Annotated in this window: 13 protein-coding genes and 2 rRNA genes; 7 read left to right on the top strand and 8 right to left on the bottom strand. The window is 42.1% G+C overall.

Annotation, left to right across the window (positions count from 1 at the left end; translation table 11 throughout):
* Window positions 1-1,606, top strand: a 23S ribosomal RNA gene (locus O1D97_RS06235); the annotation flags it as partial.
* A gap of 260 nt (window positions 1,607-1,866) precedes the next feature.
* A 5S ribosomal RNA gene (rrf, locus tag O1D97_RS06240) occupies window positions 1,867-1,981 on the top strand.
* A 287-nt stretch (window positions 1,982-2,268) separates the two neighbouring features.
* Here rrf and O1D97_RS06245 read toward each other — a convergent pair.
* Together O1D97_RS06245 and O1D97_RS06250 are read right to left on the bottom strand one after the other, a co-directional pair.
* Entirely contained in the window at window positions 2,269-3,075 is an 807-nt protein-coding gene (locus tag O1D97_RS06245; RefSeq protein WP_269123879.1) for a hypothetical protein, read from the bottom strand.
* A 76-nt stretch (window positions 3,076-3,151) separates the two neighbouring features.
* Window positions 3,152-4,111 carry a class 1 fructose-bisphosphatase gene (locus O1D97_RS06250; protein ID WP_269123881.1) on the bottom strand — a complete coding sequence of 320 codons (960 nt, stop codon included), beginning with the start codon at window positions 4,109-4,111 and terminating at the stop codon, window positions 3,152-3,154.
* Between the two features lie 172 nt (window positions 4,112-4,283).
* Between O1D97_RS06250 and O1D97_RS06255 the strand changes: the two genes are divergently transcribed.
* Window positions 4,284-5,249 carry a zinc transporter ZntB gene (locus O1D97_RS06255; RefSeq protein ID WP_269123883.1) on the top strand — a complete coding sequence of 322 codons (966 nt, stop codon included), beginning with the start codon at window positions 4,284-4,286 and terminating at the stop codon, window positions 5,247-5,249.
* A gap of 22 nt (window positions 5,250-5,271) precedes the next feature.
* On the opposite strand, the gene rpiA is transcribed toward O1D97_RS06255, so the two are convergent.
* Window positions 5,272-5,946, bottom strand: coding sequence for a ribose-5-phosphate isomerase RpiA (gene rpiA / locus O1D97_RS06260; protein WP_269123885.1), 675 nt, complete (start codon window positions 5,944-5,946; stop codon window positions 5,272-5,274).
* Window positions 5,947-6,105: 159 nt separating this feature from the next.
* Here rpiA and ilvA point away from each other — a divergent pair, with 159 nt between their 5' ends.
* The 4 genes from ilvA to O1D97_RS06280 all read left to right on the top strand — a co-directional run bounded on the left by ilvA (window position 6,106) and on the right by O1D97_RS06280 (window position 10,985).
* Window positions 6,106-7,641 carry a threonine ammonia-lyase, biosynthetic gene (gene ilvA / locus O1D97_RS06265; RefSeq protein WP_269123887.1) on the top strand — a complete coding sequence of 512 codons (1,536 nt, stop codon included), beginning with the start codon at window positions 6,106-6,108 and terminating at the stop codon, window positions 7,639-7,641.
* A gap of 274 nt (window positions 7,642-7,915) precedes the next feature.
* Window positions 7,916-9,649: an arginine--tRNA ligase gene (gene argS / locus O1D97_RS06270; RefSeq protein WP_269123889.1), complete on the top strand. Its 1,734-nt coding sequence runs from the start codon at window positions 7,916-7,918 to the stop codon at window positions 9,647-9,649.
* A 56-nt stretch (window positions 9,650-9,705) separates the two neighbouring features.
* Window positions 9,706-10,695, top strand: coding sequence for an asparaginase domain-containing protein (locus O1D97_RS06275; protein WP_269123890.1), 990 nt, complete (start codon window positions 9,706-9,708; stop codon window positions 10,693-10,695).
* A gap of 50 nt (window positions 10,696-10,745) precedes the next feature.
* Complete coding sequence (locus O1D97_RS06280; protein WP_269123892.1) at window positions 10,746-10,985, top strand: DUF2798 domain-containing protein; 240 nt, start codon at window positions 10,746-10,748, stop codon at window positions 10,983-10,985.
* A gap of 17 nt (window positions 10,986-11,002) precedes the next feature.
* Here O1D97_RS06280 and O1D97_RS06285 read toward each other — a convergent pair whose 3' ends face one another.
* The 5 genes from O1D97_RS06285 to O1D97_RS06305 form a co-directional block, all read right to left on the bottom strand.
* The gene (locus O1D97_RS06285; protein WP_269123894.1) at window positions 11,003-11,632 is read right to left on the bottom strand and encodes a ubiquinone biosynthesis accessory factor UbiJ; all 630 of its coding nucleotides are present in this window, start codon (window positions 11,630-11,632) and stop codon (window positions 11,003-11,005) included.
* Between the two features lie 32 nt (window positions 11,633-11,664).
* A complete protein-coding gene (locus tag O1D97_RS06290) occupies window positions 11,665-12,048 on the bottom strand; it encodes a gamma-butyrobetaine hydroxylase family protein (RefSeq protein WP_269123896.1) in 384 nt (127 codons plus the stop codon).
* Between the two features lie 60 nt (window positions 12,049-12,108).
* A complete protein-coding gene (gene hslU / locus O1D97_RS06295) occupies window positions 12,109-13,431 on the bottom strand; it encodes an ATP-dependent protease ATPase subunit HslU (RefSeq protein ID WP_269123898.1) in 1,323 nt (440 codons plus the stop codon).
* 22 nt (window positions 13,432-13,453) lie between these two features.
* Complete coding sequence (gene hslV, locus O1D97_RS06300) at window positions 13,454-14,008, bottom strand: ATP-dependent protease subunit HslV (RefSeq protein WP_330221445.1); 555 nt, start codon at window positions 14,006-14,008, stop codon at window positions 13,454-13,456.
* A 165-nt stretch (window positions 14,009-14,173) separates the two neighbouring features.
* Window positions 14,174-14,797 carry an SPOR domain-containing protein gene (locus tag O1D97_RS06305; RefSeq protein WP_269123902.1) on the bottom strand — a complete coding sequence of 208 codons (624 nt, stop codon included), beginning with the start codon at window positions 14,795-14,797 and terminating at the stop codon, window positions 14,174-14,176.
* Between the last annotated feature and the right edge of the window lie 47 nt (window positions 14,798-14,844).

The following is a 14,844-nucleotide window of genomic DNA, read 5'->3' on the forward strand; positions in this document are numbered from 1 at the left end:
CCGGAAGACCAAGGTTTCCTGTCCCATGCTAATCAGGGCAGGGTGAGTCGGCCCCTAAGGCGAGGCAGAAATGCGTAGTCGATGGGAAACAGGTTAATATTCCTGTACTTATGTATATTGCGATGGAGAGACGGAGAAGGCTAGGCTAGCACGGCGATGGTTGTCCGTGTTTAAGGTGGTAGGTTGAGAGCTTAGGTAAATCCGGGCCCTCTTAAGACCGAGAACTGATGACGAGTCCTCTTTTGGACGAAGTAGTTGATGCCATGCTTCCAGGAAAAACTTCTAAGCTTCAGATATACATGAACCGTACCCCAAACCGACACAGGTGGTCAGGTAGAGAATACCAAGGCGCTTGAGAGAACTCGGGTGAAGGAACTAGGCAAAATGGCACCGTAACTTCGGGAGAAGGTGCGCCGGTTAGTGTGAAGGATTTACTCCGTAAGCATTGATCGGTCGAAGATACCAGGTGGCTGCGACTGTTTATTAAAAACACAGCACTCTGCAAACACGAAAGTGGACGTATAGGGTGTGACGCCTGCCCGGTGCTGGAAGGTTAATTGATGGGGTTAGCGTAAGCGAAGCTCTTGATCGAAGCCCCAGTAAACGGCGGCCGTAACTATAACGGTCCTAAGGTAGCGAAATTCCTTGTCGGGTAAGTTCCGACCTGCACGAATGGCGTAACGATGGCCACACTGTCTCCACCCGAGACTCAGTGAAATTGAAATCGCAGTGAAGATGCTGTGTATCCGCGGCTAGACGGAAAGACCCCGTGAACCTTTACTATAGCTTCACAGTGAACTTTGAACCTACTTGTGTAGGATAGGTGGGAGGCTTTGAAACTAGGACGCCAGTTCTAGTGGAGCCAAACTTGAAATACCACCCTGGTATGTTTGAGGTTCTAACTCAGGTCCCTTATCGGGATCGAGGACACTGTGTGGTGGGTAGTTTGACTGGGGCGGTCTCCTCCCAAAGAGTAACGGAGGAGCACGAAGGTGTGCTCAGCATGGTCGGAAATCATGCGTAGAGTGTAAAGGCAAAAGCGCGCTTAACTGCGAGACAGACACGTCGAGCAGGTACGAAAGTAGGTCTTAGTGATCCGGTGGTTCTGTATGGAAGGGCCATCGCTCAACGGATAAAAGGTACTCCGGGGATAACAGGCTGATACCGCCCAAGAGTTCACATCGACGGCGGTGTTTGGCACCTCGATGTCGGCTCATCACATCCTGGGGCTGAAGCCGGTCCCAAGGGTATGGCTGTTCGCCATTTAAAGTGGTACGCGAGCTGGGTTTAGAACGTCGTGAGACAGTTCGGTCCCTATCTGCCGTGGACGTTTGAGATTTGAGAGGAGCTGCTCCTAGTACGAGAGGACCGGAGTGGACGAACCTCTGGTGTTCCGGTTGTCACGCCAGTGGCATTGCCGGGTAGCTATGTTCGGACGGGATAACCGCTGAAAGCATCTAAGCGGGAAGCCTCCCTCAAGATGAGATCTCACTGGGACATAAGTCCCCTAAAGAGCCGTTGAAGACTACGACGTTGATAGGTTGGGTGTGTAAGTGCTGTGAGGCATTGAGCTAACCAATACTAATTGCTCGTGAGGCTTGACCATATAACACCAAAGTGGTTTTGAGTGATAAAGAGAGACTGAGAAAACTCGTAAAGAGAAGGGTCAAACGGCATCATGAAAAGATCATAGAGACACAGATTACGACAGCATCAGCAATGATGTGCTGGTTTGATACTTGGTTATCGCTATTTCAAAAAAAGCATTGTTAAAGATTCAAGCACGTATTGGCGTGTTGTGAGTGAACAGACTGGATTAGGCTTAACGGCTTAACACAGACACTCAGAACGAACGCAACCCGTTTGCTTGACGATCATAGAGACGTTGAACCACCTGATCCCATCCCGAACTCAGAAGTGAAAAGCGTCATCGCCGATGGTAGTGTGGCATTCGCCATGTGAGAGTAGGTCGTCGTCAAGTTTTATTTAGAAAGCCCTGATTGCTCACGCAGTCAGGGTTTTTTTTCGTCTGTAGCCTGTCGGTTGTGGGCTTCAGACCAACAAAGCGCCTAAGACTCAATCGAAAAGCCTGTGCCTTTTCGGCTTGCGTCACTGTCGTCGTCAGCGCGGCAAAAACGCAGTCTTCTTGTGTTGTGAGTTGTTTGTTGGTCTTCAGGAGTACAAGGTTGCTCTTCTTGCTAATATCTTACCTGATCAGTAACGAACTTTAATTGATTGCCTTTGTGCTACCTCTGAAAAACAAAGTGTTTAAGTACCTTTTTGTAATTGAAAGTAGGCTGATAAGGCTTTGTCATAAAACTCTTTGTCTAAATAACGCTCTTCTTTACGGTATTGCTTACAATAGCTTAAAGGATCTCCTTGGCTATGCAGGAAGTCGTTGTGTGGTAGTTCATTCAATATAGTACGCCATTTATTTACAACGTCTTCAGGGAGTTGAGGTAACGTAGATAAAACGCTTTCAGAGGCAAAAAAATGGCTGTTCATGGCCAGTGCTAAACAATCGTGACTAGCGTAGCCTATCCGACCTCTGCCTTGCCTATTTACATAAAAAAGAGGCATAAATGGAGAAAGTGCAGGAAAAATATTATTTTGATAAATTTTAACGTTCCAATACGAACGGGCTACTTTAACGAATTGCTCAAAGCTTGAAATGATTGAAAAATTAGCGTCTATTAATGGGAGAATTTCGACTCTAGGTTTGTTGGGATTTACTGTGTCGTTTGATACATCTATGTACCAATTCTCAAATACTATTGCATTTTGAAAGTACTCGTCTCTTAATGACCCCCATTGTGTTCTTAATGTAGCCCCTTTTTGAATTTGCTCTCGAATTAATGATAGCCCTGGTTTTTGTGTTTTTGAGAGGCATTCCTGCAATAAAGTAAATACTTTATCTCTAATTTCTTTACAACGTCCTAAGGGGTAATGCTTACCATCAAAATGAGGATATTTAGGAAGCAGTTCAACATCTGCGATTAAGCGTAAGTAAGCAAGATCTTGGATAATTAAGTCGATTTGTTCAGGTGAGAAGTCTATGTTTATTGTTTTTGTCATCTGTAGAGTCACCTAAGCCAATTTAAGTCGGTATAAAAAGTGGCAAGTAATGTTTGCCACTGTTTTCATTTTGTTTCTAATAACTCAAACACTTATCTACTTCGTTCGCTGCCCCTAAAATAACGGCAACGCGTTGATGTATGCCTGTAGGTTGTATATCTAAGATACGATGGGTATGAGTGTATGCTTTACCACCAGATTGCTCTATTAGCATAGCCATTGGATTTGCTTCGTACATCAATCTTAGTTTACCTGGTTTTGTTGGGTCTTTTTTGTCCCATGGATAGATGAAGATACCACCTCGACATAATATTCTATGAACATCCCCAACCATAGCGGCTACCCAACGCATATTAAAATTCTTTTGTCTTGGGCCTTCTTTGCCTGCGATAAGGTCGCGAGCATAATTTTGCATATTGTCGGACCAAAAACGTTGGTTTGACATATTCAGAGCGAATTCTTGAGCCTCTTTTGCTAGGGTTACGCTTGCTTGAGTTAAGATAAATTCAGACTTATCTACATCTAATGTATACATAGCCACACCATTGCCAGTACTGAAAACAAGCATGGTTGAGGGGCCGTATAGTACATATCCTGCCGCTACTTGTTGGTTACCTGAAATTAAGAAATCGGCTTCTGTGGCTGGCTTATCACCTTTCTTAGAATAGATTGAAAAAATCGTTCCTACCATGGAGTTGATGTCAATGTTTGAAGACCCATCAAGTGGGTCAAACGCAATCAAATATTCGCCGTCCGTATGAGCGGGTACAATGTCGTCTTCTTCTTCTGAGGCAATTGCACGGACTTCAGGCAGAGCTAAAAGGGCATCCTTCAGCATATCATTCGAAATAACGTCCAGTTTTTTCTGCTCTTCCCCTTGAACATTTTCATTTCCTGCCATGCCTAGGATGCCTGCAAGTGAGCCCTTCTTTAGCGTCGAAGAAATATCGATACACGTTTGTGTAGTGGTAGTGAGAACGTTTTGTAATGAGGTCGGAAGAGAGCTTGAGGCCAGTACATTAGATAAGCTTTGCATAGAAAGAAAATTCCTTTAGGGCTCTGATTGTGAAATATAAGGAAATTATGCCAGCAACTAAGGCATGTGTCAGTAAAGAGTCGCATGAATATGCAGAGAAATAAAGTTATCGTTTTAGTATATGGATAAGGTATGCTCGCTAGCATTTAGTTAAGCGTTAAAAGTTGAGGTAATGGTGCATTTTTTACATATAGCTGAACTTGATGGCATGGGTGGAATGAGAGAGTTATCTCAACATGAGGTGCCTGACAATGTTTCTCATACAGGAAACTTATGGGTGCATTTAGATTGTAATATAAAATCTGGAGAGCATTGGTTGTCCTCCTTAGAGGGTGTACCTTCTGCGGTTGTAGAAGCCCTATTTGCCGAAGAGACTCGTCCTCGAGTAGAACGTATTGGTCAAGGATTACTGTTAACCCTTAGAGGGGTAAATTTAAATCCTAATTCCTCCCCCACCGATATGGTGTCATTACGGATTTGGTTCACACCAAATTTAATCGTAACGACCAGAAGGCGTCGATTATTATCGGTGCAAGACATATTCTCGGAATTTAAAAAAGGAACGGGTCCTATATCAACATCCGACCTCCTTACTCAATTAACAAAGGCATTGACTATACGGATGGCTGGGACCATTGATACTTTAGAAGATTTATTATCGGATCTTGAGGAGGATATGGGGCAAGGAATCCAGCTAAGTCAAAGGGCTCTTCTAGTTGAGAAACGCTTAGAAACAGTGCGCTTAAGGCGTTTTTTAGCCCCTCAAAAAGAAGCGATCAATAAACTCTCACTGGATCATTCAGAATTACTTAGCGAAACACAAGTCATAGAAATTCGAGAATCTGTGAATGATTTAACTCGTTATCTTGAATCATTAGAGTCACTTAGGGAGCGTTCTTTGTTTATGCAGGAAGAGTTCGTAAACTTACAGGCAGAGAGAATGAATGCCAGAATGTATGTATTATCTCTCTTATCGGGAATATTTTTACCTTTATCTTTTTTAACTGGTCTATTTGGTATTAATATCGGAGGCATGCCTGGTGTCGATAATGGTATGTCATTTTGGTATTTTTGTATTTCATTGTCGGTATTGGGAGGCATTCAATATTGGTTAATGAAAAAGAGCCGTTGGTTCTAAACGCTCTTTTTCATTTTACTGGCTATTTTGCGGTGAGTGTTTTTATACCATCTTGAGTTGCTAGTAACAGGACATCTGCAGGGCGAGCCGCAAATAACCCGTTTGTGACAACACCGACAATGGCATTAATTGCGGCTTCTAACGCAACAGGGTTTACAATTTTCAAGTTATAGACATCGAGTATGTGGTTACCGTTGTCTGTTACCACACCCTCTCTATAAACTGGATCTCCTCCAAGTTTAACAAGCTCTCTGGCAACATAGCTGCGAGCCATAGGAATGACCTCAATAGGAAGAGGGAAATCCCCAAGAACATCGACTAGTTTAGACTGGTCAGCAATACAGATGAATTCATCGCTGCATGCGGTAACGATTTTTTCACGGGTTAATGCGGCACCTCCGCCTTTGATTAGGTGTAGAAACTCATTACTTTCATCCGCTCCATCAATGTATATGGCAATTTTATTAACGGAATTTAAATCATAAACGGTAACCCCATGTTTGCGTAAGCGTTCAGCTGATGCCTCTGAACTGGCTACAGTACCGTCAAATAGTTGTTTGTGCTTAGCCAGTTCATCGATAAAAAGATTTGCCGTTGAGCCTGAACCAACACCAACAATAGTGTCTTTCTCAAGTTTTGGTAATATGTATTCAACAGCGGCTTTCGCAACGGCGAGTTTTAATTCATCTTGTGTCATAGGAGGTGAAACCTTTTTGTGGCGGTATGGGAAGGTAATATTATAAACCTTGCGGTCTTCTTCAGAAAGTAGCTTTGCCTAAAGAGTACTAAATCGGTATATTTCTATCCTGCTTGGATTTTAGCGTTACCGCTTGTGTTACGTGAAATCTTTTTCCAAATGAATACAGCTATCGCAATGGAAAGATATATGCCTCATACCATGATCAAAAAAATTCTACAGGCGCGTGTATATGACGTCGCCGTGGAAACGCCTTTATCTCGAGCCAATCAATTATGTAATCGTTTTGGTAATGAGATTTTATTAAAAAGAGAAGATTTACAGCCGGTTTTTTCTTTCAAGATTCGTGGTGCATACAATAAAATTTCTCAGTTAACCGAGGCAGAACGTAGCCGTGGAGTAATTGCGGCATCCGCAGGTAACCATGCTCAGGGATTAGCGTTAGCCGCTAAAAAACTGGGGATAAAAGCCACCATTGTTATGCCAGAAACAACGCCTGAAGTTAAGGTAACAGCGGTAAGGAATCACGGTGCGGAAGTCGTCTTGTTTGGTGATGCCTATGATGCCGCTTTTGCTAAATCGCAAGAGATTATGCAAGTATCAGGACAGGTGTTTGTTCACCCATTTGATGATTTAGATACCATTGCTGGGCAAGGGACTGTTGGTATGGAAATATTGCGTCAGCATGAAGGTAGCATTGATGCTATTTTTGTTCCGGTTGGCGGTGGAGGCCTGATTGCGGGTATTGCGGCTTATGTAAAATATTTACGCCCAGAGATCAAGATTATCGGTGTTGAACCTGAAGACGCGGCGTGTTTAAAGTACGCTTTAGAGCAAGGCAAACCAGCACGTTTGAGTCAGGTAGGTATTTTTGCCGAAGGGGTTGCTGTTGCGCAAATTGGAGCTAATACCTTTGATATTGCTAAAGACACGGTTGATGAAGTCATTACTGTGACAACCGATGAAATGTGCGCTGCGATTAAAGATATTTATGATGATACTCGATCTATCACTGAACCTGCAGGAGCTTGTGCTGTTGCAGGCTTAAAAAAATACGTTGAGAGAGAGAGCATTAAAGGCCAGACTCTGATTGCCATTAATAGTGGTGCGAATGTTAACTTTGACCGTTTGCGCCATGTATCAGAACGTGCTGAACTGGGTGAAAAAAGAGAAGCCATAATTGCCGTAAAAATACCAGAGCATCCTGGTAGTTTTAAAGATTTCTGTGATGCCATGACTGGTCGCAGTATTACTGAATTTAATTATCGCTTTTCTGATGAGAATGAAGCCATTATTTTTGTCGGAATCCAAATTGGGGGTAACCCCGATAGCCTTAAGCATTTGCTACAGGATTTGAATGGTTATGATGTCATTGATTTAACCGATAATGAAATTGCTAAGGTCCATGTTAGGCATATGATCGGAGGCCATTTACGTAGTAATAAAGGCGAACTGTTATACAGCTTTGAGTTTCCGGAGCGTCCAGGGGCTTTGTTAAAATTTTTAACGACTTTAGGCGGACAATGGAATATATCCATGTTTCATTATCGCAATCATGGTGATGCTTATGGTCGTGTTCTAGTGGGCCTGCAGGCGGTTGGCGAAGAAACGGACGTAACACGTTATTTAGATGACCTAGGTTACCCTTATCAAGACGAAAACGATAATTTAGCTTGTAAGTTATTTTTCAAATAATGCACTTTTAGGTTTCTTGGATCTTATCAATTATTCGACAAAACCCATTCTTCTAGGAGTATGGGTTTTGTCTTTTTAGCTTTCGCTTCAATATTTAAAATCGGTTATCATAACGCCCATATTTTAATAGACAAGCTAGGTTTAAGATGAATTTAAACCTAGCTTTATTGGCTGCCTGTCATAGGCTGCATCGCTAATCGTTATTAATTTCTATCGCCATACGCGTCTAAATCATTGTTAGCGAAGCCACTCATTTTTCAAAAGGTTATCATACGTGAATATTCAAACTCTTCTTAATGCTCGAATTCAACAGGCTATGGTAGTGGCTGGTGCTCCAGAAAATTCTCCTGCCATTGTCAGACAATCAGCGAAAGTTCAATTTGGTGATTATCAAGCAAATGGTATTATGGGGGTGGCGAAAAAACTTAAAATGAACCCTCGCGAATTCGCACAAGTTGTATTAGATAATTTAGATATAACGGATGTTGCAGATAAAGTAGAAATTGCCGGTCCTGGTTTTATTAATATCTTTTTGAAAAGTGAATGGATTGCTGTAGAAGTGGCGAGAGTATTACAAAATGCTCGTTTAGATGTACAAGAAGTCTCCCAGCCGCAAACCATTGTTGTCGATTATTCTTCTCCAAACCTTGCTAAAGAAATGCATGTAGGTCACCTAAGATCCACTGTAATAGGTGATTCAGTGGTACGGACTTTAGAATTTTTAGGGCATCACGTCATTCGCCAAAACCATGTGGGAGATTGGGGCACTCAGTTTGGTATGTTGCTTGCTTATATGGAGCGATTACGTCAAACCAACGACGAAATCAGTATGGTGTTGTCTGATCTTGAAGTGTTTTATCGAGATGCTAAAAAATGCTTTGATGAAGATGCGGACTTTGCCACCAGAGCAAGAGAGCTAGTCGTGGCATTACAGTCAGGTGATGAACAATGCTTAGCCTTATGGGATGAGTTTATTGACATCTCTCTTACTCACTGTGAAGAAACCTATAAAATGTTAGGTGTTTCTTTGAAGCGTGAACATGTCATGCCAGAGAGTGCCTATAATGATGACCTTGCTTCTGTCGTGGCCGAGTTGGATGAACAAGGGTTATTAAAAGAGTCTGAAGGTGCGAAATGTGTATTCATGGAAGAATTTGCCAATAAAGACGGTGAAATTACGCCTGTGATTGTTCAAAAAACAGGCGGTGGTTTTTTATATTCGACAACGGATTTAGCGGCGCTACGATTCCGCCAACATACGCTTGGCTTTGACCGTGGTTTGTATTTTGTGGATGCACGTCAATCTTTCCATTTTCAGCAAATTTTCACATTGGGGCGCAAAGCAGGCTTTGTTAAACCAGAAACCAGCTTAGAGCATATGCCTTTTGGTACCGTAATGGGGAGTGATGGAAAGCCTTTCAAAACTCGTTCAGGTGGAGTGGCCAAGCTATCGGCTCTATTAGAGGAGGCGCAAGAACGAGCGTACTCACTTGTCGCATCTAAAAATCCAGACATGACTGAAGATGAGTTGCGTAATATTGGCCGAGTAGTGGGTATTGCATCGGTTAAGTATGCTGATTTATCCAAAAATCGTACGAGTGATTATGTGTTTAACTGGGATCAAATGTTGAGCTTTGAAGGCAATACAGCACCTTACTTGCTATATGCTTACTCACGAGTGGCCAGCATTATAAAACGCTCAGAGATGGATGTGACAAGCCTAGCTGGTGATATAGCTTTAGTCGCTGATCAGGAAAGGGCCTTGGCGATTAAGTTATTACAATTCTCTGAAGCCGTGGATCAAGTTGCGACTGATGGTATGCCGCATTTTATGTGTGCATATTTGTATGATTTAGCCGGTGTATTTATGACTTTTTATGAAGCCTGCCCTATTTTGACCGCTGAACTGGAAGTAAAATCAAGTCGTTTGTTATTAGCCATAAATACAGCGACAACCTTGAGAAAAGGTCTCGATCTCTTAGGCATTGAAACTCTTGAACGTATGTGATTTTTGATACGTTGATAATGACTAGAATAGTAATCAAGCGTTAGGAGAAAAGTGGTATGAAAATCTATGTTGCTTACACTGGGGGAACGATAGGAATGGTTCCTTCCGATCAAGGTTTTGTGCCTGGAAATGCGTTTGCTGCGGATATTTTACAGCACCTAGCGACTTATCAACCTGAACACGAATTTGAGGTTCATTGTTATCAACGGCTGATTGATAGTTCAAACGCGACTCCTGAAGATTGGCAAGCGATTGCATTCGACTTGCAAGCTAAGTGGCAAGATTATGATGGTTTTGTGGTTCTGCATGGTACGGATACCATGTCTTACTCCGCCGCGGCACTGGCGTTTATGTTTCAGCATATTCGTAAACCCATTGTCGTTACTGGTTCCCAAATACCAATGATTAAAAAGCGTAATGATGCTCTTAGTAATGTATTTGGGGCGGTAGAAGCAGTATTGAACGGTCCTAACGGCGTCTTTTTATTCTTTGCTGGTCAGCTTTTAGAAGCCGCCCGTGCTAGAAAAATTGATACCAGTAATCTACAGGCCTTTCAGTCGCCTAACTTTCTTCCTAGGGGGGTATTAGGTATAGGGTGGGAATGGCGTAAAATGCACTTGCCAAAAGCGCCTGAATTAATTCAAATACCGCCCATGAAATCCGGCAATATCACTCTTTTACCTGTTTTTCCAGGGGTGCAAGCAAGTCACTGGTTAGGTCTGCTTGAGAGCAATGTAAAGGGAGCTATTTTACTCTCTTATGGTGCTGGTAATGCGCCAGATCAAAACCCTGAATTACTGTCATTACTTAAGGCGTCAAATGATAGAGGTGTTGTCATTGTTAATGTGAGTCAGTGCGGTAACGGGGCTGTATCATCAGGAACTTATGCCGCTGGTTCAGCGTTGGTACAAGCTGGTGTTATTTCTGGTCGTGATATGACTTTTGAAGCGGCGTTTACTAAGTTACATTTTTTAGTTGGGTTAGAACTTTCCGCTGACGAGATTAAGTCATCTTTTGGAAAAACATTAGCGTTTGACGTTTTATAATAATCTCTCACTAGAAAAATTAAATCATTGAATCACAATAGGTAAAGATGATGCTGTTTAAATTACGTTTTATTCAATCTGGAATGATGTCTTTCTTTCTTGCATTTTTTATGACGGCTTGGATTACTTTTTTAAACCTAGGAATCACAGCCGATTATTTGTTAAATTGGGGATCCTCTTTCGTATTTGCTTGGCCGGCGGCTTTTACTATAGCATTTACCATTAGCCCCACCGTTGCTAAATGGTCTGCTTCTTTACACAGAAAAATGGCTGGGTTAGAAAAAGAATAGATAACTTGACTGTTTGTTTATTGAAGTCGACTCTTTTTCTTTAGCAATTGAACTCTAGCATTTAATCGTTCGAGTTGTAGATCAAAATGCTCTAAATCTTCTACAAAGTTATTAAACTCTATCTTACTAGGTAGCAGTTCACTGTCATTTTGCAGATAGTCGATTAAAGCCGTTTTTAAATGGTGGCTGGTTGTTCTCGTCCAGACCCACTGCTTACGTAGGAGGTCCGCTACAATAGAAGCTGGTAAATCGCCTATTTTATCCGCTAAAACCCCTTCCCAGTCGAGCTCAAAGTTTTCAGATACCTTATGTAATGTCATCAGTGTTTGAGCATTACCCTGAATTAATAAGTTGCCATCAAAAAAACCATTACCATCCAGCAGTTTTCGATAAGCCGAACTGTCTCCCGATACATGAGTGTCTTTTCGATTATCTAAATTAATTTCTTCTAAGGACGGTGGCATACTGAAAGCGATACCGTCTTCTAAAATTTGAATCAGGATCAGCAAAGAAAAATCTTCAATTTCTAGCAAAACATTTTGTCCTGCAAGTTTACTTAGGCGCTTTTGAGAAGGCAGATCTTGTTCTAAGGCAGAATTGACGGCTTTTTCGATTAGGCTAACGGCGCTTAAACTAAGTAGACTCATGATGATCTCTTTTTATACATCTCTTAGTGAGATTATATTTGGTGGAGTTGAATAATGTTATTTTCTCGGCTTTTTCCTGCTTCGTCTAGACGCTGAAGGTAAATCTGCCAAAGTTCTGTTTGGTTTTTACCAATGTTGAATAAATAATCCCAGGAATAGAGACCTGTGTCATGACCATCATCAAAGGAAATTTTTAATGCGTAATTACCGGCACCTTCAACGTTTAAAACACTCACGTCTTTTTTCCCATATTGTAAAATAGGTACTTGTTGTCCGTGCCCCCGAACTTCTGCTGACGGAGAGTGTACTCTTAAATATTCAGCGCTGAGTCGGTAGGCTTCACCATTATTAAAGGCAATCTCAAGTTCTTTAGAGTGTTTGTGGTAATGAATCTTTGTTGGTAACAATGTAGCCATAAAGCGTTTCTCACACATAACGTCCCTGTTATGTCTATAAAGTGTTATAAAAATGAAGCCTTACAAAATAAAGCGACTTAGATCTTCGTCTTTAGCCACTTCGCCTAGATGTTCGTCTACATAGCTTGCGGTCACTTCAACGACTTGGCCATCAGGCATATCACTAGCGGAGTAAGATACTTCTTCTAGCAGGCGTTCAAGCACGGTATGCAGTCGGCGGGCCCCAATATTTTCTGTATTTTCGTTCACTTGGAAAGCAATTTCAGCAATGCGTTGTATGCCTTCTTCTGTAAAGCTTAAGGATACGCCTTCCGTAGCGGCTAACGCGACATATTGTTTGGTTAATGAGGCATTTGGTTCAACGAGAATTCTTTTAAAATCTTCTGTTGTTAATGCATCTAACTCCACTCGAATAGGTAGACGGCCTTGTAATTCGGGTATCAGATCGGATGGTTTGGAAAGGTGGAATGCGCCAGAAGCAATAAAGAGAATGTGGTCCGTTTTGATCATTCCGTATTTGGTTGAGACAGTACAGCCTTCGACTAAAGGTAGTAGGTCTCTTTGTACACCTTCGCGTGATACTTCACCACCACTGCGCTCTGAGCTTTTTGCCACTTTATCTATTTCGTCTAAAAATACAATGCCATTTTGTTCCACGGCGTCAACGGCGCGTGCTTTTAACTCTTCTTCATTAATGAGTTTTGCCGCTTCTTCGTCGCGAACTTGCCGATAGGCTTGTTTTACTTTCATCTTACGTTTGCGTGTTTTTTCATTGCCCAAGCTAGAAAACATGCTTTGTAATTGATTGGTCATTTCTTCCATACCTGGAGGCGCCATGATTTCAACGCCGACTGGTGTCGCAGACAAATCAATATCGATTTCTTTATCGTCTAATTGACCTTCACGGAGTTTTTTACGGAAAATTTGGCGTGTGCTACTGTCTTCTGTTGGCTCTGAACCTCGTGCTGGTGGCAATAACGCATCTAAAATTCGATCCTCAGCGGCATCTTCCGCTTTATGACGTAGTTTGTCTGTTTCTTGCTCTCGAAACATTTTGATCGCCATTTCAACCAAATCACGGATGATAGACTCAACGTCACGTCCAACATAACCAACTTCGGTAAATTTAGTGGCTTCGATTTTAATAAAGGGCGCATTTGATAGTTTGGCTAGTCGGCGAGCTATTTCTGTTTTACCTACCCCTGTAGGGCCTATCATCAAAATATTCTTAGGTGTTACTTCTGCTCGCATGTCTTCTGGCAGCTGCATTCGGCGCCAGCGATTACGTAAGGCAATCGCCACGGCTCTTTTTGCACCTTGTTGCCCAATGATGTGTTTGTCTAGTGCATTGACGGTTTCACGAGGAGTCATTATGCTTGTCATTAGAAAGGGTTCTCCTGCTGAATTAGTTTGAAGAATGATCTTCAATAGTTGGGTCGACAATAATGGTTTCTATTGTAAGACTGTGATTGGTAAAGACACAAATATCAGCGGCAATAGATAAGCTTTTTTCAACAATTTCACGAGCTGAAAGGTCTGTGTTATCTATCAGTGCACGTGCGGATGCTTCAGCGTAATTGCCTCCAGAACCAATCGCTAAGGCACCGTGTTCAGGCTCGACTACGTCACCGTTACCGGTAATGATGAGTGTGCTGTCTTTATTGGCAACGATTAACATGGCTTCTAATTTTCTAAGTGCTTTGTCTGAACGCCAATCTTTTGCTAAATCAACGGCCGCTCGTACCAATTGACCTTGATGTTTTTCAAGTTGTCCTTCAAAACGTTCAAACAAAGTAAATGCGTCAGCAGTGCCGCCTGCGAAACCTGCAATCACTTCACCTTTATACAAACGACGCACTTTGCGAGCATTGCCTTTCATCACGGTATTGCCAAGAGAAACTTGACCATCGCCACCCACGACGACTTGATTACCTTTACGTACTGTCAGAATAGTTGTCATGATGTTCTCCATTTTCGATAATTGAAAAATGGGGGCTTTTATTACTTTTTCAAGGTGAGTTACAAATATTGGCAGGGCTTAGATTGCGCTTAACCGGGGAGAGAGAACAGCGAACTTCAGGAAAAAGTAAGCTGTTTCCACCATTCTTTTTACTGGAGTGACTTTTTATTCGTCCTTTTTAACTTTGTAAGTATACGACTGAATATCTAACGAGACTAACTTGTCTTGTGCCCGACTCATTTTTGAACGAGATTCATAAGGGCCAAGAACTACGCGAAACCAAGGTCTTCCGTCTTTGCCTGTTGTTTGACGAACACTTGCTTCCAATCCAGATAAAATAAGTTTTGCTCTCATACGGTCCGCATCATTATTACTTCTAAAAGAGGCGGCTTGAATCATATAAAGGAAGTCTTGTTTACCACGAGGTGTTGATTGATAGGCGTCAACATGGCTGGTGTCTACTTCACTGTCTTGAAGGATTTGATAAAACTCAAAGTTATCTTTTTTAGGCGCTGTTTGTTTGCTTATTTTGGGTTCTGCTTGTTTAGGTTCAGCCTTTTTGGGCTCTACCTTCTTTGGTTTGACGGTATCAGCCGGTTTTTGGATCGTCAACTTTTGAGAAGTAGGTGCTTGAACTTGACTCAATTGAGCTAAGCCAAAAATAAACGCGCCTGCCAAGCATAAAACGAATAACCAGAGCCACCATTTTACTTTTTTCTTAGTGGGGTGTTTTGCTGGTGCGGCTTTTCGAGTCGCACCTTTTTTTGATTGTGAGCCTTTAGCCGCCATGATGATTAACACTGTCCTAGTGGTATCGTAGAAATTCGCCTTATTAT

It is taken from the genome of Marinomonas phaeophyticola, assembly GCF_026966905.1.
GTDB classification, from domain to species: Bacteria; Pseudomonadota; Gammaproteobacteria; order Pseudomonadales; family Marinomonadaceae; genus Marinomonas; species Marinomonas phaeophyticola.